Source organism: Clostridium sp. 29_15 (assembly GCF_001916075.1).
Classification (GTDB): Bacteria; Bacillota; Clostridia; order Clostridiales; family Clostridiaceae; genus Clostridium; species Clostridium lentum.
The window spans coordinates 14,579-37,446 of sequence record NZ_MNRT01000040.1 but is presented as its reverse complement, the minus strand read 5'-3'; the positions used below and the strand labels follow the sequence as shown (position 1 = coordinate 37,446).

The 22,868-nt window shown below is 27.9% G+C and carries 19 protein-coding genes and 1 pseudogene; 17 read left to right on the top strand and 3 right to left on the bottom strand.

What is annotated here, in order from left to right:
• Positions 1–2: 2 nt before the first annotated feature.
• Positions 3–968, top strand: a complete 966-nt coding sequence (locus tag BHW04_RS09805) for an ABC transporter ATP-binding protein (RefSeq protein WP_302699461.1) — start codon at positions 3–5, stop codon at positions 966–968.
• Positions 961–1,725, top strand: a complete 765-nt coding sequence (locus tag BHW04_RS09800) for an ABC transporter ATP-binding protein (protein WP_302699460.1) — start codon at positions 961–963, stop codon at positions 1,723–1,725. Before BHW04_RS09805 ends, BHW04_RS09800 begins: the two co-directional genes overlap by 8 nt.
• Positions 1,726–1,775: 50 nt before the next feature.
• Here BHW04_RS09800 and BHW04_RS09795 read toward each other — a convergent pair whose 3' ends face one another.
• Entirely contained in the window at positions 1,776–2,408 is a 633-nt protein-coding gene (locus BHW04_RS09795; protein WP_302699459.1) for a flavodoxin family protein, read from the bottom strand.
• Between the two features lie 306 nt (positions 2,409–2,714).
• Between BHW04_RS09795 and BHW04_RS09790 the strand changes: the two genes are divergently transcribed.
• The 8 genes and pseudogenes from BHW04_RS09790 (at position 2,715) to phnE (BHW04_RS09755) (ending at position 10,236) form a co-directional block, all read left to right on the top strand.
• Positions 2,715–3,155: an Hsp20/alpha crystallin family protein gene (locus BHW04_RS09790; RefSeq protein ID WP_302699458.1), complete on the top strand. Its 441-nt coding sequence runs from the start codon at positions 2,715–2,717 to the stop codon at positions 3,153–3,155.
• Between the two features lie 74 nt (positions 3,156–3,229).
• Positions 3,230–3,658, top strand: a complete 429-nt coding sequence (locus BHW04_RS09785; RefSeq protein WP_022169167.1) for an Hsp20/alpha crystallin family protein — start codon at positions 3,230–3,232, stop codon at positions 3,656–3,658.
• A gap of 337 nt (positions 3,659–3,995) precedes the next feature.
• A complete protein-coding gene (gene nrdD / locus BHW04_RS09780) occupies positions 3,996–6,119 on the top strand; it encodes an anaerobic ribonucleoside-triphosphate reductase (RefSeq protein WP_302631253.1) in 2,124 nt (707 codons plus the stop codon).
• Between the two features lie 98 nt (positions 6,120–6,217).
• Positions 6,218–6,433: pseudogene (locus BHW04_RS09775) on the top strand (Fic family protein); the annotation flags it as partial.
• A 268-nt stretch (positions 6,434–6,701) separates the two neighbouring features.
• Positions 6,702–7,712, top strand: a complete 1,011-nt coding sequence (locus tag BHW04_RS09770) for a phosphate/phosphite/phosphonate ABC transporter substrate-binding protein (RefSeq protein WP_022212675.1) — start codon at positions 6,702–6,704, stop codon at positions 7,710–7,712.
• A 133-nt stretch (positions 7,713–7,845) separates the two neighbouring features.
• Entirely contained in the window at positions 7,846–8,610 is a 765-nt protein-coding gene (gene phnC / locus BHW04_RS09765; protein WP_022212674.1) for a phosphonate ABC transporter ATP-binding protein, read from the top strand.
• A 2-nt stretch (positions 8,611–8,612) separates the two neighbouring features.
• On the top strand, positions 8,613–9,437 hold the full coding sequence (gene phnE / locus BHW04_RS09760) for a phosphonate ABC transporter, permease protein PhnE (RefSeq protein ID WP_022212673.1): 825 nt from the start codon (positions 8,613–8,615) through the stop codon (positions 9,435–9,437).
• Position 9,438: 1 nt separating this feature from the next.
• Positions 9,439–10,236 carry a phosphonate ABC transporter, permease protein PhnE gene (phnE, locus tag BHW04_RS09755; RefSeq protein ID WP_186835481.1) on the top strand — a complete coding sequence of 266 codons (798 nt, stop codon included), beginning with the start codon at positions 9,439–9,441 and terminating at the stop codon, positions 10,234–10,236.
• A 409-nt stretch (positions 10,237–10,645) separates the two neighbouring features.
• On the opposite strand, the gene BHW04_RS09750 is transcribed toward phnE (BHW04_RS09755), so the two are convergent.
• A complete protein-coding gene (locus BHW04_RS09750) occupies positions 10,646–12,160 on the bottom strand; it encodes a bifunctional metallophosphatase/5'-nucleotidase (RefSeq protein WP_302699457.1) in 1,515 nt (504 codons plus the stop codon).
• A gap of 178 nt (positions 12,161–12,338) precedes the next feature.
• Between BHW04_RS09750 and nrdG the strand changes: the two genes are divergently transcribed.
• The 5 genes from nrdG to BHW04_RS09725 all read left to right on the top strand — a co-directional run bounded on the left by nrdG (position 12,339) and on the right by BHW04_RS09725 (position 18,277).
• Positions 12,339–12,842 (top strand): anaerobic ribonucleoside-triphosphate reductase activating protein, encoded by a 504-nt coding sequence (gene nrdG / locus BHW04_RS09745; protein ID WP_186835441.1) that lies wholly within the window; start codon positions 12,339–12,341, stop codon positions 12,840–12,842.
• Positions 12,843–13,089: 247 nt separating this feature from the next.
• Complete coding sequence (locus tag BHW04_RS09740; RefSeq protein WP_186835440.1) at positions 13,090–13,899, top strand: hypothetical protein; 810 nt, start codon at positions 13,090–13,092, stop codon at positions 13,897–13,899.
• 214 nt (positions 13,900–14,113) lie between these two features.
• The gene (locus tag BHW04_RS09735; RefSeq protein ID WP_022212668.1) at positions 14,114–15,841 is read left to right on the top strand and encodes an ABC transporter ATP-binding protein; all 1,728 of its coding nucleotides are present in this window, start codon (positions 14,114–14,116) and stop codon (positions 15,839–15,841) included.
• Entirely contained in the window at positions 15,841–17,613 is a 1,773-nt protein-coding gene (locus BHW04_RS09730; RefSeq protein ID WP_022212667.1) for an ABC transporter ATP-binding protein, read from the top strand. The genes BHW04_RS09735 and BHW04_RS09730 overlap by 1 nt, the downstream gene beginning before the upstream one ends.
• Positions 17,614–17,812: 199 nt before the next feature.
• The gene (locus tag BHW04_RS09725; RefSeq protein ID WP_302699456.1) at positions 17,813–18,277 is read left to right on the top strand and encodes a hypothetical protein; all 465 of its coding nucleotides are present in this window, start codon (positions 17,813–17,815) and stop codon (positions 18,275–18,277) included.
• Positions 18,278–18,298: 21 nt separating this feature from the next.
• Here BHW04_RS09725 and BHW04_RS09720 read toward each other — a convergent pair whose 3' ends face one another.
• Positions 18,299–20,341, bottom strand: a complete 2,043-nt coding sequence (locus tag BHW04_RS09720; protein ID WP_186835437.1) for a J domain-containing protein — start codon at positions 20,339–20,341, stop codon at positions 18,299–18,301.
• 246 nt (positions 20,342–20,587) lie between these two features.
• Here BHW04_RS09720 and BHW04_RS09715 point away from each other — a divergent pair, with 246 nt between their 5' ends.
• Together BHW04_RS09715 and BHW04_RS09710 are read left to right on the top strand one after the other, a co-directional pair.
• Positions 20,588–21,673 (top strand): glycosyltransferase, encoded by a 1,086-nt coding sequence (locus BHW04_RS09715; protein ID WP_022212664.1) that lies wholly within the window; start codon positions 20,588–20,590, stop codon positions 21,671–21,673.
• Between the two features lie 19 nt (positions 21,674–21,692).
• Positions 21,693–22,745 (top strand): glycosyltransferase, encoded by a 1,053-nt coding sequence (locus BHW04_RS09710; RefSeq protein WP_022212663.1) that lies wholly within the window; start codon positions 21,693–21,695, stop codon positions 22,743–22,745.
• The last annotated feature ends 123 nt before the right edge of the window (positions 22,746–22,868 follow it).

Here is a 22,868-nt window from a genome sequence, read left to right as displayed (position 1 = left end):
CGATGAAAGAGATATTAAAAGTTAAAGATTTATCTGTTAATAATAATAGCGTAAAAATATTAAAGAATATATCTTTTAATATAAAAAAAGGTGAGATATTAGGCATAGTTGGAGAAAGTGGTTGTGGAAAAAGTACGCTCATTAGAGCTTTGATTCAAATGATGAATAAATCAGAGGAAATAATTAGTGGTGAAATATTATTTAATGAAAGGAATCTTTTATCATTAGATAGTAAGCAGATAAGAAAATTAAGAGGAAATAATCTGGCAGTAATTTTTCAAAATCCAGGAGCAACATTAAATCCTATTAGAAAAATAGGTAAGCAATTTGTACAAACTATGCAAAGTCATATGAATATAAATAAAAATGAAGCTTTAGAAAAAGCTGCAAATATGCTTGAGAAGGTTAATTTAAAGGATAGCAAATGTATATTAAACAGCTATCCTTTTGAACTAAGTGGAGGTATGAAGCAAAGAGTTACCATAGCTTTAGCTATAATTTTAGAGCCAGAAATATTAATAGCTGATGAGCCCACCAGTGCATTAGACGTTACGGTACAGGCACAGGTAGTAAAGGAAATGATGTCACTTAGAGATAATTTTCAGACAAGCATAATAATAGTTACTCATAGTATGAGTGTTATATCACAAATGGTAGATAAAGTAGCAGTTATGTATAGTGGAAATATCGTGGAGTATGGAGATAAAGAAGATATACTCAGAAATCCTAAACATCCTTACACTAAGGCTTTAATAGATTCAGTTCCTAAGATGGATGGAACTATGCCAAAAGGTATAAAGGGAAATCCACCATTATTTACGGAAAATATAACTGGTTGCAGTTTTGCACCAAGGTGCGAAAAATGTAATGAAGTATGTATAAAAAATCAGCAATATTTGAAGAAGATGCATGATGGAAGATACATAGCTTGTGATTATGTAGAAGATTTGGAGAAAAAATATGGATAAAATAATTTTACAATGCAATAATTTAAGAAAGACATATAAAAAGAAAGATCATTTACATGTTGCTTGTGATGATATAAATCTGTATATAAAGCAAGGTGAGTGTTTAGGGGTAGTTGGAGAAAGTGGTAGTGGAAAAAGCACCTTAGCTAATATCATTATGAAACTGGAAAAAGCAGATAGTGGAACAGTAGTATTAAATGATAAAGATATTACTAACGTAAAAAGAAATGAATTAAAAGAAGTTTATAAGGAAATTCAAATGGTATTTCAAGATGCCATTGGCTCATTTAATCCAAGGCTAACCATTGAAGAATCTATTATGGAGTATGTTTGTAATTTATGTTCTACAATGGAAGAAGAAAAAAAGCATAAGGTAGATAATCTTTTGCAGATGGTAGGTTTGCCAAAGGAGTATAAAGATAGATATCCTCATGAATTAAGTGGAGGGCAATGTCAGAGGGCAGCTATTGCAAGAGCATTATCAGCTCATCCTAAGATTTTAGTTTGTGATGAAGCTACCAGTGCTTTAGATGTATCAGTTCAAGCACAGGTAGTTGAATTACTAAAAGAAATGCAAGAAAAAATGAATATTTCATACTTATTTATTACTCATGATTTAGCATTAGTAAGTAGTTTTTGTGATAGAGTAGCAGTTATGAAAAATGGAAAAGTAGTAGAAGTTGGAGAAGCAAAGGAGGTTATTAATAATCCTCAACATGAATATACCAAGTTATTAATTCAATCAGCTTATCTTTAATAAGTAAAGTCATCAGTCTGTAAAAAAGATAGCCAGAGCTATCTTTTTTACTATTTTCTAATAAAGTTTGTTTGAATTTTTGTTTCTTTTTTAGGAATATTAATGTGATTTGCTTGGCCAACTTTAATACATTTTAAAAGCCAAGCCATATTCTTACCTAAGGTTCTCATTATTTGCATACCTTCAAGATCTTGTACTACTTCTTCAGGAGTATTACCATGAACCATGCACCAATATTGCGAAGAAACAAGTGGCATATTTGAAATAGTAAAGTATTTATTTAATTGTTCTAGAGTGGCAGTGGAACCAGCTCTACGGCAACTAACTATAGCAGCACCAGGTTTATACTCAAAGTATTTTTTACCAGCATAAAAAGCTCGATCTAAAAAACTTGTTATAGCACCAGAAGCAGCGGCGTAATGTACAGGAGAGCCAAAGATAAAACCATCAGCTTCTTGTGCTTTTTTTAAGGCAACATTTACGGTATCATCATTAAATACACAGCGTCCAGATTGTGTTTTAGCACAATTACCACATCCAATACATCCTCGTATAGGTTTATTGCCAATATGAAAAATTTCTGTCTCTATATTTTCTTCATTAAGAGTCTTAGCCACTTCACATAATGCAGTATAACTACATCCTTTTTCTTTAGGACTTCCGTTAATAAGTAAAACTTTCATAATATTCTCATTCCCCTTAAATTTTTATATCTATATCATTATTATTATACAAATTATGTAATAATTAATAAACTATTTAAAAATGATTAAAAATTGACAAAATGGGCGATGATCTTTAGTTTTGTTTTGAAAAAAATAAATGGATAATGGAAGCTTGAAAAAGCTTTGAATATCTCTTTAAATCATAAAAAATTAAACTTTGACTTTCCTTGACTTTGGATTTATAATTTACTTGTAAAAAGAGATGAGGGATATGAGGAACAAGAGCTAAGGGATATTAAGGTAAAGAAAAAAGGAGGTTTTTGTATGTTTGGTTTAATACCTTTTAGAATGACAAGAGGAAGTGGTAATACAATATCATCATTAACTAATCTTTTTGATAATTTCTTTAGTGATGATTTTATATCAACTTTTGATGAGAGAAATGATATAAGGGCTGATGTGAGAGAAACAAATGAGGCTTATTTAGTGGAGGCAGAGCTTCCAGGAGTGAATAAGGAGGATTTACGTTTAGATTATGATAATAATTATTTAACAATTTCAGCAATGAAGAATGAGACATTTGAGGATAGGCAAGATAATTATTTGAGGCAAGAAAGACATTATGGTCAAATAGCAAGAAGCTTTTATTTTGATAATGTTGATAAAAATCAAATACAAGCTAGATTCCAAAATGGAGTTTTAGATATTATCTTACCTAAGAGGACTATTGGAAGATCAAGCTATAATGGAATACCTATTCAATAGTGTTTGAATATTTTAATTAAAAAATAGCAATTTAAAATTATTTATATGTGTGAAAGCATAAAGGAGGCTTTTATATGTTTGGTTTAGTACCTTTTAAAATGAATAAGGATCTTAATAATAGTAACACAATGTTTAATGATTTATTTGGAGATTTCTTTAATGATAATCTTAATATGAATACTGCAATTAAAGCAGATATCAGAGAAACTAAAGAAGCCTATATATTAGAAGCTGATCTTCCTGGAATGAGGAAGGAAGATATAAACTTGGAATATAATCAAAATTACTTGACTATACACGCTCATAAAAATGAAACTAAGGAAGATAAGAAGGAAAATTATATAAGGAAAGAAAGACATTATGGAGAAGTTTCAAGAAGCTTTTATGTAGGTAATATTGATAAATCTGCTATAAGTGCAAAATTTGAAAATGGTGTTTTGGAAGTTACCTTACCAAAACAGGAGAAATCAATAAATGAAGATAATAAAATTAAGATTGAATAATTTAAAATTAGCCCTGTTACAGTAAATTGTAGCAGGGCTTTAAATTTTAGATATTAATTTATTTTTTATACAAAAATCAGATAATAACTATATATAGTGTATGAGGAGGTTTATAGAACGCATATATAGTGTTTTAAAAAAGGAAAAATAATACTGTCAAATTGATTATATTATTTAAAATTAAAGATTTTTATAGCAAAATGAAGTTTTTAATGGGAAATTAGCAAATAAAAAGAAAGGAAAAAAAGATAAAAAAAATTTTTTGAGTTATAATAAATCGTCATATTAATTAATAATAACATTAATATATATTAGAACTAAATAGGGGGAGATTTGAATGCAAGTAATTAAGCGCGATGGTAGTACAGTTGATTTTGATAAGTCGAAAATAAGAGAAGCTATATGTAAATCTATGAAAAATGGTAGTGGTATATACTTACCGGATATTGCAGGGATAATAGCTGATGATGCAGAGAAATATTTTAGTAAGGAAGATGAAACCCCAACTATATATAAGATAGAAAGCTATGTCTATGATAGATTAGTTCATTATGAACAATCAGTAACAGCTAAAGCTTATGAAGGATATAGAGCAGTACAAGAGTTTAAGAGAAATACTAATACAACTGATGAAAGTATCTTAAGCTTAATCAATAAGACTAATGATGATGTTATGAAGGAAAATTCTAATAAGAATGCTTCTATAGCTGCTACACAAAGAGATTTAATAGCAGGAGAAGTATCGAAGGATATTTCAAGGAGAAGATTAATACCATCACATATGGTTCAAGCTCATGATGAAGGAACCATTCATTGGCATGATATGGATTACACTTTATCACCAATATTTAACTGTTGTTTAATAAATCTAGAAGACATGCTGGAAAATGGTACTGTTATTAATGATAAATTAGTTGAATCACCAAAATCATTTGGTACAGCTTGTACTGTAACAACGCAAATAATAGCACAAGTATCTAGTAACCAATATGGTGGTCAAAGTATAACAGTTAAGCATTTAGCTAAATATTTAAAGGTAACAGAAGATAAAGCTTATAATCACTATATGGAGCTTTTAAATGATGAAGAGTTAGCTAAGAAGCTTGCTTTAGATATGAAAATGAAAGAGCTTAAAGATGGTGTACAAACTATAAGATACCAATTAAGTACATTACAAACAACAAATGGACAAGCTCCATTTTCAACAATTTATTTAGAAATAGAAGAAGGTCATCCTTATGAAGAGGAAATGGCTTTAATTTGTGAAGAAATGATTAAGCAAAGATTGGAAGGAATGAAAAATTATAGAGGGCAAGAAATAGGAGAAGCATTCCCTAAACTTGTTTATTTATTAGATGAACATAATTGCTTAGAAGGTGGAAAATATGATTATATCACTAAATTAGCAGCTAAATGTACAGCCAAAAGATTGGTACCTGATTATCAATCAGCAAAAATTATGAGAAAGAATTATGAAGGGAATACATTCCCACCAATGGGTTGTAGATCGCACTTATCACCATGTAAAGATGAAAATGGTAACTACAAGTGGTATGGTAGATTTAACCAGGGTGTAGTAAGTCTAAATTTACCACAAATTGCTATTACGGCAGATAAAGATATGGAGTTATTTTGGGATATGTTAGATCAAAGATTAGAACTTTGTAAGGATGCTTTAATGATTAGACATAACATGTTACTTGGTACTTCTTCAGATGTATCACCAATCCACTGGCAACATGGTGCTATAGCAAGACTTGGAAAAGGTGAAAAAATAGATAAATACTTAAAAGATGGATACTCAACATTATCATTAGGATATGTAGGGGTATGCGAAATGGTTTATGCAATGCTAGGGGTAAGCCATACTACTCCAGAAGGAGAAAAGTTTGCTTTAGAAGTAATGAATCATATGGAAGATAAATGTATGGAATGGAAGAAGGAAACTGGTTTAGGATTTGGTCTTTATGGAACACCAGCAGAAAACTTAATTTATAGATTCTGTAGATTAGATAAAGCTAGATTTGGGGAAATTAAAAATGTAACTGATAGGTTATATTATACTAATTCTTATCATGTGCACGTATGTGAAGAAATAGATGCATTTAGCAAGCTTAAATTTGAATCTCAATTCCATGATATATCTTTAGGTGGATGCATTTCATATATAGAAGTACCTGATATGAGTAAAAATATTGAAGCAGTTGAAGATATAATAAACTTTATATATCATAATATTCAATATGCTGAAATAAATACAAAACCAGATATATGCTACAAATGTGGATATACAGGTGAAATACAATTAAATAAAGGGGATTTAACTTGGCATTGTCCATCATGTGGAAATAGTGATGAAAATGAAATGCAAGTTATGAGAAGAACTTGTGGATATATTGGAACTAATTTCTGGAATAAAGGAAGAACAGCAGAAATTGGAGATAGAGTCTTACATCTATAAGTAAAAAAGATAAGTGTTATATAAAATTAAGTTTTAATATAACACTTATCTTTTAAATTAATGCTATAATTAAGATAAAAATAAAATCAAAAAGGTTATTAATTGATATTCATAGATATTTATTTGAAGATATATATGAATTTGCAGGAAAAGTACGTGATGTTAATATTGCAAAAGGAAATTTTAGATTTGCACCTGTTATGTATTTAAAGGCATCATTAGAACATATTGAATCAATGCCACAATCAAGTTTTGATGAAATAATTGAGAAGTATGTTGAGATGAATATTGCTTATCCATTTAGAGAAGGAAATGTTTATAGAATAGAAGATTTATAGTAATACAAAAAAATAATATTTTACATAAAACTTATAGTATTAAATTTAATTTCTATAGGTTTTGTTTTTATAATATTATTTACTTAGTTATGTACTTAATTTTAAGAAATAAAAGTGCAAATATAATGTATACTAATTAATAAAAAGTGTATATAAAATAAAGAAAATTTTAAATAAGATATATAAATGTGTCGAAAAATATGTTATGATAAAAAGGAAAAAATATTTAAGGATGGGAAGATAAATGAAAAGATTTTTAGCATTACTTTCAGTTTTAGTACTAAGTATGTCAATGTTAGTTGGATGCGGTTCAAAAACAGCAGATAATGATGAGTTAGTTGTATACTTTGTACCATCAAGAGATCCAGCAGAGATTCAAAAAGCAACTAAACCATTAGCAGAAATGTTAAAGGCTGAATTATCAAAATTAGGTTACGATTTTGAAAAAGTAAGAATTGAAGTTGGTACAAGCTTTGAAGCAGTTGGTGAAGCATTATCTTCAGGAACAGCTCAAGTAGGATTTATTCCAGGGGGAACTTACGTATTATATGATGATGGTGTAGATGTTGCATTAACAGCAACTAGATTTGGATTAAACCATGATTCAGAAAATCCAGCAGATTGGAATACAGCTCCAACAGAAAATACAAACAATAAAGTTAAATACTACAGATCATTAGTAATTGCTGGTCCAAGTGAAAAAGGACAAAAATTAGCTGCAAAGATTAACAACGGAGAAAAGTTAACTCTAGATGATATTCAAGGCGCTACATGGGGAGTTTCATCAAATACAACTTCACCAGCAGGATATATTTATCCAAGCCTTTGGTTACAAGAGAACTTTGGAATATCAATAACAGATTTAAAAAGTAAAGTGGCTTTAGATAACTATGCAACATCATTATCTCAATTAGCAAGTGGTCAAATTGATGTAATGGTAACTTATGCTGATGCACGTTTAGACTATGTTGATCAATGGAATTCTAATTTTGGAAGAACAGCTTCTATATGGGATGAAACAAATGTTATTGGTGTAACAGATGGTATTTACAATGATACAATATCTGTTACTAAGGATGCATCAATGACTTCAGAATTAAAGGAAGCTATACAACAAGCTTTCATTAACATAGGTAATACAGAAGAAGGTCAAAAAATTATTTCAATATACAGCCACAAAGGTTATGAAATTGGAAATAGTTCTGACTACGATGCAGAAAGAGAAGCACAAAAATTAATTAAGTCTATGCAATAATTTTAAAAGAAAATATCTTTTATTTTATTAGCTGTAAAAATGAGTTCATGTTTAACATGAACTCATTTGGTATATAAAAGTATAATATACAAAAAGTTTACAAAAAGATAAATTTAGAATGTGAGGGAAACTTGTGATTAAGTTTGATAAGGTAAATAAGGTTTATCCAAATGGATTACATGCGCTAAAAAATATATCACTTGAAATAAATCAAGGCGAGTTTGTAGCAATAATAGGTTTATCAGGAGCTGGTAAGTCTACATTATTAAGAACAATTAATAGAATGCATGACATTAGCGAAGGATCATTAACTGTAAATGGACAAGAAATAAATGATTTAGCAGGAAAAGATTTAAGAAAATTTAGACGTAAAATAGGAATGGTATTCCAATCTTTTAATTTAGTAACTAGAACTACAGTAGTAAACAATGTATTAACTTCAAGAGTGCCAGATATGCCATTATGGAAGTCTATAATAGGTTTATATTCTAAAGAAGATAAAGTTATAGCTTTAGAAGCATTAGACAAAGTTGGTATATTAGATAAGGCTTATGTTAGAGCTGATCAACTTTCTGGTGGACAACAACAAAGAGTTGCTTTAGCTAGAACATTAGCACAAAAGCCAGAAATAATTCTTGCTGATGAACCAGTTGCAGCACTTGACCCAATAACTGCAAAACAAGTTATGGATGACTTCAAAAAGATTAATAAAGAATTAAATATGTCAGTATTAATTAATATTCACCATGTAGATTTAGCATTAAAATATGCTGATAGAGTTATTGGAATAAAGGCAGGAGAAATAGTATATGATGGACCATCTGCAGAAGTAGATAGTGAAGTATTAAAGCAAATATATGGCCGTGAATTATCTGCTGATGAAGTAATGGGGGCTTAATTATGTTAGGAAAAATAAAAAATATATTTAAGCCTGAAAAGATTATTCTGAACAATGGCAAAGAAGTTCAGCCTAAAGCTTCAGTTGCACCTTTTGTAATAATTGGACTATTTTTATCTTTAATAGTTGCAGGAGATGTAACTGGGTTTAATTTTGAAACAATAATTAAGAGAGGAAATGAGTTTTTTGTAATATTAAAAGATATGTTTCCACCTAATTTTGATTATATGAAGACAGTTATTCCACCACTTATAGAAACTATAAAAATATCTGTTTTAGGCTCTTTAATAGGAAGTTTTATAGCAATTCCTTTTGCTATGTTATGTTCTGTTAATATAAATAAATCTAAAATTATTTTAAATTTAGTTAGAGTTGTAATGAGTATTACAAGAACATTACCAACATTAATTATTGCTTTAATATCAACTTATATATTTGGATTAGGAACTTTTGCAGGTACTGTTGCAATATCAATATTTACTTTTGGTATAGTAACTAAAATGTTATATGAAAAGGTTGAAACTGTTGATATGGGACCTTTCGAAGCTATGGAAGCTGTTGGTGCGACAAGAGTAAAAGCCTTTGTTGGAGCAATAATGCCTCAAATAATGCCTTCATATTTATCCATTTGTCTTTACAGTTTGGAGATAAATGTAAGAGCTGCTGCGATACTTGGATATGTAGGAGCTGGTGGTATAGGTCTTATATTAAATGAAAAAATTGGTTGGAGAGAATATGATAGGGTTGGTATGATCCTTGTTATGTTATTTATAACAGTCTTAATTATAGAAAATGGAAGTAAATATATAAGAGAAAGGTTAGGGTAGTATGGAATTATCATTAAAAAAACAATTAGAAAAACAGCCAAATACATGGATAAGTAAAGCCCTAACTGTATTATTTATAGTAATTGTAATAGTATGGGCTTCAAAGGGAATTAATTTTAGTGGAATTAAATCAAATGGAGTTGATATTGCTAAAAATGTATTATCAGGAATTCTACATCCTGATTTAGAAATGTTATTAACTGAAGTTCCAGCATTATTATTAGAAACTATTTGTATAGCTTTAATAGGTACTTTAATTGGAGCAGTATTAGCAGTTCCGTTAGCATTTTTATCTTCTACTAACATAATGCCTAAGTGGATAAGTGTTATAGGATTATTTATTATAGCAGCACTTAGAACATTCCCAGCATTTGTTTATGGATTAATGTTTATTCGTGTAACTGGACCTGGTGCTTTTGCAGGGGTTCTTACAGTATCAGTAATATCTATAGGTATGATAGCTAAATTATTTATTGAATCAATAGAAGATTTAGATACTAAAATATTAGAATCTCTAGATGCTGCAGGATGTAGTACTTTTGAAAAAATAAGATATGGAATATTACCACAGTTATTTACAAATTTCGTTTCTACAGTTATATATAGATTTGAAATAAATATAAAGGATGCTTCTATATTAGGACTAGTTGGTGCAGGGGGAATAGGAGCACCATTAATATTTGCAATGAATGCATTTAATTGGGATGAAGTTGGTGCTATTCTTTGTGGATTAATAATTTTAGTATTAGTTGTAGAAATAATTTCAACTAAAATAAGAACTAAACTTGCTAGAGGTTAGGATAAATAAAATATATAGTATGAAAATCATTTTTAATACTAATATATAATAAAAGGGGGATTAGAACTTAAATCCTCCTTTTTTTAAATTATATTTTTAGGAGTATAAATGTAAAAAACAATAATAATTTAAAAATGCTATCAAATAAAGTTATTAGAGTGCTTATGTAGAATTATATGATATCTAAAAAGCAGTTATAAAATTGTTGATTATATAATTCTTATAGTATATCTTTTAAAGAATATTAATACTACCAAAACTGAACTAAATAAATTTGTAAGTGATTTTGAAAATATTTTAAATAACTTTAAACCAAGTGTTCCAGCTAATGTATATAGTAGAATTATCTATACAAACACACGTCCAAAGTTAAATTTTTAAAATACTAAGAGTTAATACAGTATTTTGGTTAAGATATAGTTTTGTAGTATCTAGCTGTATCTACAACAACTTTAGGATTGTTTTTAAAATAATTAATAATTATTTCAGGTATTTCAATTAATATTTCCTTAACAACCTTACAATTTTCATAGCATTCATAACCACCAGCACCACTAGCTCTATAGTTATTCATAACTAAAGTTAAGTTTTTATCTTCAGATAATTCTTCACCATTAAATTTAATAGAAGTAACTCTATTTCCAACTTCTTTAGTTAAGTCAAAAGTATAGTTTATATTTGAGAAGTAATCATAATTATAATGTTCAACTTTAGGTTTTAAGAATCTTTCAGATACTGTTACATTTCCATTATTATTTTCAAAGTAGCTAGCAGCTCTTTCTAATGCTAATTTTAATATATTTTTATTAACTTCAAGAACAGCTAATGTATTTGGATATGGATAAGTAGATAAAATATCTCTTACAGTAACATTTTTACTAAATCCTTTTATTACATTTGCAAAGGTAGTACAAGATATATCTGCATTGCTACTTTCAAGTTGAATTTGATTTATAAAGTTAGCTAAATTTGAACCATTTAAAGCCATATCTAAATGAGTTGTAGGCTGAAGTTTAGTATCTAAAACACCAACAGGAGTATCTAACCATTCTTGAACCTTATCTTCTAATGGTAAGAATTTATCATACATTTCCTTATTAGGATTTAATTCTAAATCTTTTAATGATGAATTTATTTCAACTTTGCAATCATCATTTATAGTAAGATTTAATTCTAAGAATTTACTTCCATTATGTGGAGTTTGAACTATGTGAGTTCTATGAAGATTTTTATTAGCTATAGGAAGGTGCTGATGACCTGTAAGAAGTATATCAAAATCAAATTCCTTACATATTTTATAAGCAATATTTTCTTTTGTAGTGCTTAATTGTTTGTGAGATTCTAAATCATATTCAAATCCACCATGGTAAACACCTACAAGGATATCACATTGTTCTTTTACAGTTTCATAATATTTCTTTACTGAGTCAAAAGTATCAGTGATATCTATATCTTTTATATTTTCAGGACGCTCCCATCTGTTTATAAAGTCAGTAGTAAATCCAATTATACCTACTTTTAATCCATTTTCCATTGTTTTTATCTTGTAAGGGAAAATAGGTAATTCATTAGTTTTATCTACAACATTAGCACAAAGACAAGTGGCATTTAAATTATTTAAGTACTTCTTTAAATATTCCTTTCCATAGTTAAAGTCATGATTACCAAGAGTTATAAAATCATATCCTCCAGCATTCATAATAGTTGCTAATGGATGCACATCAAATTCTGAATTACTTAAGTAATTTGTAAAAGGTGAACCTTGAATAGTGTCTCCACCATCAATTATTAATGTATTTCCATCTTTATTGAAATGATTAATTATATTAAGCAAACCAATATTTTTTTCATTTCTTTCTACATAATCAGTTGGATAAACATATCCATGAAGGTCAGATGTAAAATAGATTTTTAAATTCTTCATTAAATAATACCGCCTCTTTTGTTAAATTTATATAAATAATATTAATAGTATTAAGTATATCATATTTTTACTTATAATAAGTATAAATTATGAATTTAGCATATTTATATAATTAGTAGTATAATATGATTAACAATAAAATTAACATATGAAAGTAAAAATTAAGGGGAATTCTAAAATGAAATATGCACAAATTAGGAAGTTCGACGTCACAAATGGGCCCAAGGTGCGTACTACTTTATTTGTAAGTGGATGTACACATAATTGTCCTCAGTGCTTTAATAAAGATCAGCAAAGCTTTGAGTATGGAGAATTTTGGACTGAAGAAGTGGAAGAACAATTCCTTTCTTATGTAAAAAGTCCCAATGTTCATGGGGTAAGTATTTTAGGTGGAGAGCCTATGCAGCAGTTAATGGATGATTCTTTATTAAAACTTTTAACTAGAATAAAAGAAGAAACTAATAAGGAAATATGGCTTTGGTCAGGATATACTTATGAAGAGATAATAAGTAATCCAAAAAGAAAGGAAATATTAGAACAAGTTGATGTTTTAATAGATGGTCCATTTAAGGCTGAAATGAAAAATTTAAGCTTAAAATATAGAGGTTCAGAAAATCAAAGAATTATTGATGTAAAAAAATCATTGAAAGAAAAAAAAGTTGTTTTAATAAATGTAATATAAGGATGTAAGAAGACACTTACATCTTTTTTAAAAGTATTTTTTAGCTTTCTTGTAGATTTAATTTTATTAAAAGATTTATTTTAATATGTCCATTACTTTATATTAACACCATATAGGTTTTATTGACATAAGACCAAGTTTAATTTTATATAAATAATATTGATTATATCATATTTTTATTATAGCTAGTTTAAAATATAAATTATGAAGTTTTTTTATTATAGTAATATGCGTAGGGGGAAGTACAATGTATTACAAATTAAAAAAAGTGGTTATGAGTATTATTATAAGTTTATTAATGATATTTTTAGTAAGTTGTGGAACAATGGAAGTAAGTACAAATGTAAAAGTAAATAAAGATGGAAGCAGCAATACAGTATTTAGATTAGTTTATGATGAAAGTATAAAAAATGTGGTAGGAGATGGATTGCTACAGCAGGTATTAGGTACAGAGACAGAAGTTAATGTGTATTCACAAGATAATAATACTATTGAAGAGGTTACAATTACAACTTCCAAAATAAATATAAAGGATTTATTAAAATCTAATGCTTTAAATATAAGCAATTTGTCATATGATTATGGCAATATTATTAAGTACGATGTGAAAAGAAAAAAAGGAGTTTTAAAGGATAAATATACAATTAATATAGGTCTTACTAAAGATTTATTATCAGAGATAGATGCTAATATTGAAAATGAAGTAAGTAATAATATAAATAACTATATTACACCAGAAATACAAAAATATTTGTATGGTAATGTAACTAGTTTTTTAATTGGAAATGTAACAAATACCATCAAAAATTATGTGGCACAAATACCATATGATTTAACACTTTCCATACCTTTTAAGATTACAGAAAGTAATGCAACAACAAAAATTGATGATTATACAAACAAGTGGAGTTATACTCTGCAGGATTTAAATACAAATACAGAAGTGAGGTTATCATTTTTTGCACCTAATGTAATTAATATGGGTTTAATTATATTATGTGCTGTGATAATTATTATATTAATAATAGTATTATTAGTAAGACATAGGAAAAGGTAAGTAGAAGGGGCTGTCGCACTATGAACAGACCCTTTTAAATATATATGTAAAGGTGTAAGTGCCAATATAGATTTTTATAGTAATTTTGTATATAGCATGGTTTTATATATTTCTCTTTTGATGGATATAGATAAAATTTAATTATTGACACAAAATAAATAAGTAGATATGATACTAAAGACTAATGGAATAATAATGAAGAGGAGATGAATAAATGAAATTAATATTAAAGTATTTAAACAGATATAAAGGTTTAGTTTTATTAAATATAATTGGTGTATTGGGATTTGCTTTAGTTGAGTTAGGTATACCTACAATAATGGCTACAGTCATAGATAAAGGTATAGCTTATAATGATATAAGCTATATAAAGAAAATGGGAACTGTTATTGTTATTATATCTGTGCTAGGTGTTATGGGGTCAATACTTTTAGGATTTACTTCAGCGAAGATTTCCACCAGCGTTGTTAGAGATATAAGAAATGATATCTTTAAAAAGTCTCAAGAATTTTCTCATAGTGAATACGATAGATTTGGTATATCATCAATGATAACTAGAACTACCAATGATGCCTTTCAAGTTATGCAATTTACTAATACTATTTTGAGAATGGCAATGATATGTCCTATTATGTTTATCATAAGCGTATTTTTAATTTTATCAACAAGTGTGAGATTATCTGCTATCTTATCAGTTACCTTACCACTTATTGTTTTAGGCGTATATTTAATTGCTAAAACATCCCATCCATGGTCTCAAACACAACAAAATAATTTAGATAAGCTTAATAGAATATCTAGAGAGAATTTAACAGGAATTAGGGTTATTAGAGCTTTTGGTAATGATGATTATGAAAGAAAGAGATTTAAAAAAGTTAATAATGCATATGCTTTCATTTCAAAAAAGCTATTTAAACTTATGTCAGTGGCTCAACCTACTTTCTTTTTATTATTAAACTTAGCTATAATAGCTATATTCTGGATGGCTAGCAAGATGATAAATATTGGCTCATTGCAAGTTGGGCAATTAGTTGCATTTATAGAATATTTATTTCATGCAATGTTCTCTTTAATGTTATTTTCTAATGTTTTTGTTATGTATCCTAAAGCACAAGTTTCAGCAGAAAGAATACAGGAAATATTAGATGCAGAGCCTATGATTAAAAATCCAGAACAAGGAATTACTGAAACAAATAATGAAGGAACATTAGAATTTGAAAATGTTACATTTGTTTATCCAGATGGAGAAGAACCAGTAATTAAAAATGTTTCATTTAGTGCTAAAAAAGGAGAAACCATTGCTTTTATTGGTAGTACAGGTAGTGGAAAGTCAACACTTATTAATCTTATACCAAGATTTTATGATGTAACAGAAGGAAGTATAAGAATTGATGGTATAGATGTGAGAAAGTTTAATTTAAAAGCACTAAGAAAGAAAATAGGCTTTATAAGACAAAAGAATTTATTATTTACCGGTACTATAAAAAGTAACATAAAATTTGGCAAACCTCATGCTACTCATGATGAAGTTGAAAATAGTGCAAAAATTGCACAAGCTTATGATTTTATTACTACTAAAGAAAAGGGCTTTGATGAACCTATAAGTGAAGGAGGCTCTAATGTATCAGGAGGGCAAAAGCAAAGATTATCAATAGCTAGAGCTTTAGTAAGAAAATCAGAAATATATATATTTGATGATAGTTTTTCAGCCCTAGACTTTAAGACAGATGCTATTCTTAGAAAGGCTTTGAAAAAAGAAACTAAAGATGCAATTGTTTTAATAGTAGCGCAAAGAATAGGATCAATCATGGATGCAGATAAGATAATTGTATTAGATGAAGGAAAAGTTGTAGGCGTTGGTAAGCATAAAGAATTGTTAAGTACTTGCAACGTATATCATGAAATAGCATTATCACAACTTACAGAGGAGGAACTTGCATAATGAATAAGATAAAAGATACAATTAGAAAAATAGCCCCCTTTGTAAAAAATTATAAGAAAGGGTTTATTTTTGCCATAATACTTATTATTTCAGCAGCTGTATTTACAGCTCTTGCTCCTATGGTGGAAGGTTTTATAATAACTCAACTTACCAATGATTCTCTTGATATAATCAGAGGTGTTGAAGGCGCTAGTGTAAATTTTAAATATATACTAAAGGTATTGGTGATTCTTGTATGTATATATTTAGGTAATGTATTATCAACTTATGGGGCAAGTTTTTTATTAACTAACTCTATACAAAATAGTATGAGAGACTTAAGAGGAGCCATACAGGATAAGATTAAAAGATTGCCAGTAAGTTATTTTGATGGAAACAGCTATGGTGATGTATTAAGCAGGATTACTAATGATATTGATACTATATCAAATGCTTTGCAGCAAAGTTTAAGTCAGATAATTAATTCTATTTTAGCAGTTTTATTAGCTTTGATTATGATGTTTAGAATAAATGTAAAAATGGCTTTTGTGGCAACACTAATAATACCATTAAGCTTTCTTGTATCAAAAATTGTGGTAAGTAAATCACAAGGCTATTTTAAAGCACAGCAAGATGCTTTAGGAAAGCTAAATGGAACTGTACAGGAGATGTTCACAGGTTTCAATGAGATAAAGCTATATGGTAAAGAAGAAAGTGCCATAAATGAATTTGTTGAAATAAATAGTAAATTACAAGCTTCAGGTTTTAAAGCTCAATTTATTTCCAGTACAATGGGGCCTTTAGTATCACTAGTAAGTTATCTTGGAATTGCTGCCATTGGAATTATAGGAGCAATTACAGCAGTAGCTGGTAGAATTACTGTAGGGAATTTACAGGCTTTTATAAGATATATTTGGCAAATAAATCAGCCATTATCACAAGTAACTCAATTATCATCAGCAATACAGTCAGCTTTTGCAGCGGTAGATAGAGTGTTTGAAATCTTAAATGAAGAAGAGCAAATTCCAGATAAAGAGCAAAGTGTCAAACTAGATAATCCAAGAGGAGATGTAAGTTTTGAACATGTAAAATTTGGTTATAATGATGATAAAATATTAATTCATGATTTAAATGCAGAAATTAAAGCAGGACAAATGGTGGCTATAGTTGGACCAACTGGTGCTGGAAAAACTACGTTAATCAACTTATTAATGAGATTTTATGAGCTAAAAGGTGGCTCAATAAAGATTGATGGAGTAGATACTCGAGATATGAAGCGTGAAGATTTACGTAGTCTTTTTGGAATGGTACTACAGGATACTTGGTTATTTAATGGTACTATTGAAGAAAATATAAAGTATGGGAACTTTAATGCCAGTAAGGAAGATGTTATATTAGCAGCAAAGATTGCTAATGTACATCATTTTATTAAGACATTGCCAGAAGGCTATGATATGGTATTAAATGAGGAGGCATCTAATATATCACAGGGAGAAAAGCAGCTTCTTACCATTGCAAGAGCAATACTATCAGATCCAGCTATTTTAATATTAGATGAAGCAACTAGTTCTGTAGATACAAGACTTGAGCTTATGTTACAGCAAGCTATGCAAAATGTAATGAAGGGAAGAACAAGCTTTGTTATAGCTCATAGGCTTTCAACTATAAAAAGTGCTGATTTAATCCTTGTAATAAAAGATGGTAATATAATTGAACAAGGAAATCATCAGGAACTTATGGCTAAAGGTGGTTTCTATGAAGAACTATATAACAGTCAATTTGCTGAACAATAGGATATTGATGATAAGGAACTCTAAGGGAGTTCCTTTAATCTTTTTTTAGAAGCTATTAAAATAAGAGATGGGTTTAATTACATAAGTTTTTTTTATAAACCTATTTAAATTTTTAATAAATGCAATATAATGAATAATGGCAATATTTATTATGTTAAGAGTTAATAGCAAATATAAGGAGAGGAAAGGTACTTAGAAAATGATTATGATGCTTTCGTTAATAGTAGGTTTAATATTAATTTTATTTTTATATAATAAAGATATTTTTCATAGAGATACAGTTATAACTATAGTGACTAATTTGCCATTAGGAATTTTCAAAGATGAAAATAAAAAGAAAATGGTTAATGAAAAAGAGCAAATTCATATTAAAAAAGATGAAAATAATATTAAAACTGAACAAGTAATAAATGAAGCACCATTAGCAAAAATAGAAGCTGATGAAAAGGTAGAAGAGATAGTTGAAAGCAATGAAAGTATTGAATTTCCAGAAGAAAAAGAAATTATAGTCTATTGGACACCTAATGGTAAAAACTACCATATGAAAAACACTTGCAGGACTTTAGCAAGAAGTAAGGTAATCCTTAGTGGAAATACTTTAGAATGTGAAAAAGCAATATGTTGTGAGCATTGCAAAATTGAAGAGGATAAAAATAAGATATAGTAATGCTATATCTTATTTTTATTAAGTAAATAATAGAGAGATTTTTCGCTTGGAGTTTTTAAATAATTTTAAGATGATATTCTCATCATTATAATTAGGATTAGAAATAACAGAGATATGAATTTCTTTTTTATTAACTCCGTTTAATCTATAGTTTATATTTTTTAAATAAATATCTATAAAATGAAGGCTATTATTAATAAGACTTAGTTTTTTAAAATACTTCTTGGCAAGAAGTAGATTATTAGTATAGTAATAGCATAAAGCAATTTCCATTAAGAATTTTTCTGAGTGAATAAAATACACATCCTTTTTTATTAAAGAAAGCTTTTCTAGATAGATAAGAGCTTTATCATATTCATGCCTTTGAGAAAAAATAAGACCAAGTCTATACATACAGTAATAATTTAAATCATTTAAGGAAAGAGACTTAGTAAAGTATTTTGCTGCTTTATCATATTTTTTTAAGGATAAAAAATAATCACCATATATTCTAAAAAGCTCATAATCATTATCATAAATTTTATATGCTTCAGATAAATAATTAAGAGTTTCATTTATATTATTATCTAACGAGTAGAATGCAAGACTTCTTAATTTAAGGTACTTATCTAAATTTTCAGCATTAATATTTTTTAAATGGCTATATGATAATGGATGTAGTTCATATAAGTTTTTGAAAAGAATGTCTATATTTAGGTTAGTATATAAGTGAAAAAGCTCTTTTTTTCTATCTAGCCATTTAAAGTGATTAGAGAATAAGATAAATACTTCGTTAGGAATGAACTTATGAGTTGTTAGATATTCAATGATTATTTGTTCAATATAAAAAGAAAGGTTTTCTAAAGAGAATATCTGATAACTTAATAAGTCTTTCCAGTTATTAATATCTATTCTTAGTTGGAAGTTAGTATAAATTTCATTTAATTTATTAATAAGTAGAGTTTCTTTTGTAGTAATAAATCTTTTATACATTGGTGCTGAAGTGATTTTATCATTAGGTGGATTTTTTATTTTTTCTTTGATAGCATTAATATATTTTTTAATAGATGCATTTAGGGGGGTTAACTTATTTAATAATTGGAATAAATCTAAAGCTTTAATATATTCATAAGAATAATAATAGCTTAAAGCTAAATCAGTTAATGCATCAATATCAAGATTATTTTTTAATTTTGAAGTGTATTTTTCAAGGCAAAGAATTGCTTTAGTATATTGTTTTGTTTTTACTAAAAGATGCCCAAAACTCGCTAAGCAGTACATATCAGAGCTATTTATTTCTAAAGCCTCTCTAAAATATCTTAAGGCGCTTATGGTGTCATTTTTATTAAGGTAATAGGCACCAAGAAGTCTTAATAAATCCAAATCATAAGAGTAGATAGTATAGGCCTTACTAAGATATTCAATAACATTCTTATCACTAATATAAATAAATGCTTTTTCTCGGAGTTCAAGATATTCTTCTATTTTATCTTTGCTGATGGTTGAAAGATAGTTATAGCTTAAATTAAGAGGATGATTTATTTCTTGTAGTAGATAATCAATGGTATTTTTAGGATATTTTTTATATAGCTCAGCTTCTCTTTCATTAAATTTTAAATATTTATCAAAAAGCAAAAATATTTCATGAGGTATATATCTATGAATAAAAATATAATTTATTAAATCATTTTCTAAAACATTTAGTATTTCTTTATTGATAAACATATAAGATTTTAATAATTCTATCCAGCTATCAATATTGAATCTTAAGACTGGATTGGTGTATATATAGTTAAGATTATAATTAAAATCAGATATGTAATTTTTATTATCTAATGAGTCATCACAATAGCTTTTGATATTTTCATAAGTATAATCAATTGAATTGTTAGATAAGCATTTAGACATATCTTTTACTGAAGTATTTACCAGTGACATTGCTTTTACATAAGCATTTGTCAGTATTGTATATTCATTAGTATCTTTTTCAAGGTTATAGCATTTTATTAATCTTGAATATGCTTTTTTTATTTCCCTTAAATCTTTTGTAGGATTAATTTCTAGTACGGTCCAACAACTCATATAATACTCCTTTCATTTATGAAAAGTAATATAATTATCATAACATAAATTGTATAAAAATGGAAATGGATATGAAAAATTTATATTTATATAAGTATAAAGTAGATATTTTAAAATAATAAGTGAAAAAATAATATAAAAAAATAAAATGACATAAAGTATGTAAAATTGAGGACAAAATTTAGTTGCAAATCATATATTAAATTGTCAGATAATAATTATAAAATTAATAAGGAGAGAGCATATATGCTAATTGATATAGTTCTTGTTTATGCCGTAGGCAGAGGCGGATTAGAAAATGTTATATCAAAAGTATATAATGGATTAGTTAAGAAAGGGCATAGAGTTAGAGTATTTCAAGCATATAGGCCGGAATATATTGAGTGGGAAAGAAATTTTGACGAAATATATTATTATGGTGAAGATATTCCTTTTTCTATGATAAATTCAGGATTACATCAATATGCAATGAAATATAGACAGGCTATTGAAGAAAAGGGAAGGCCAGATATAGTTATTGCAACTCAATCCACCAGTTTGAGTTATATTTGTAATGTTGCCTTAAACGGGAAAAATTATAATGTAATTCCGCAAATTTCTTGGTTGCATGGACCTGTAAGTGCCTATGGAGGTAGAGAACTTTTAAGCTTTAGTAATTCACATATGGCATTATGTAATAAGTTAGGTGATGATTTAGCATTAGCTTTAGATAGAGAAAATATATATGTTGTGGGAAATCCAGTACAGATTAAGAATTTAGATGTTATAAATAGACCTAAAGAAATACTGACCATATTATCATTAGGAAGGTTGAGTCCAGAAAAGGATATTGAGACTTTAATTAATGCTTTAGCAATTTTAAAAAAGCCATGGAGGCTTATAGTAGTTGGTGATGGGGGACATTATTCTACTTTAAGAACTTTGGCAGAAGAAAAGAATATCAATGAAAATATTCAGTGGACTGGATGGCATGAAAATCCTTGGGATACTGTTAAGGAAGCATCTGTTACAGTAATTTCATCATTATATGAAGGTTTTTCAATGACTACAGCTGAATCATTAGCTAGAGGGATTCCAGTGGTTACTACTAAATGTGGTGGTCCAGAAGATATGGTGGTTGAAGGCGTTAATGGATGGTTATACCAAGTAGGTGATTATATTAGATTAGCAGAAATATTATCTAAAATTCAAGATGGTAAATATATTTTGCCAAAGGCAGAAGTTTGTATTGATTCAATACAGAAGTTTGATGAACAAGTAGTTATAAATAAAATTGAAGAAGTGATAATAAAAACTTATTATAAATTTTATGGTTTTACACGTGTAAGATAAAGAAGTTAGGTGAAAAAAGATGTTAATAGATATAGCATTATACTATGTTGGAGGACGAGGTGGAGTAGAAACTGTTACTACAAAAGTATATGAAAATCTTAAGAAAAAAGGTCATAGGGTAAGGGTGATTATAGCATATGTTCCTCCTTACTTAAAATGGATAGATTCCTTAGGTGAAGTTTATTATTATGGAAATGAAATGAAAAATGATTCGTATGAATATTTAGGAGAAAGCTATAAACAACTTATGGAGAAAATAGGATTACCAGATATATGTATTGCAGCTCATATACCATTTCAAAGCTATATATGTAGTTTAGGTATTAATTGGGAAAAAACAGATAAAGTCATACCAATTTTATCTTGGATCCATGGAGATATAAATATTTATAAAGATCCATTTTTAATAAGCTATGCTAAGGCGCATTTGGCGATAAGTTCGGCAGTTGGTGATGGAATAAGAAGCTATGATAAGGAAAAAAATATATATTTAGTTAATAATCCAATTAGTATAAATAAGGAAAACATTATAAAAAGACCGCAGGATGGTATTTTTAAAATTTTAAGTGTTGGAAGGCTTGAAGAAGAAAAAAATTTATTTATGCTTATGCATGCTTTAAATAAGATAAGAGGAAAATGGAAAGCTAATATAATTGGTGATGGTAGTAAAAGAAAGGTATTAGAAAATGTTGCTAAAATATTAAGAATAAATGAAAATATAAGTTGGAGTGGGTGGAAAGAAGAACCGTGGAAAGATATAGATGAAGCTAGTATATGTATTTCAACTTCAAATACAGAGGGATTTTCTATGGTTCTAGCAGAAGCTTTATCAAGAGGTATACCAGTTATATCAACTAAATCTGGGGGACCTAAAGATATAGTTCAAGATGGAGTTAATGGGTGGCTTGTTGATAAAAATGATTATTTTAAGGTTGCAGAAATAATAAATAATATAATAAACAACAAAATAGAATTGCCTTCACAAGAAGTGTGTATATCATCAGTAGAAAAATTTGATGAAAATAAAGTTGTTTCAAATATAGAAAATGCAATTATTAAAGAATTAAAATAATAATTTAATTAGTTTATGATTAAGTGTAAAAGAAAAAACTCTAATTATATTAATTAAAGTATTTTTCTTTTACATAATTTGCATATATTTTATAAACATTTATGGAATAAGTTACGAAAGTAA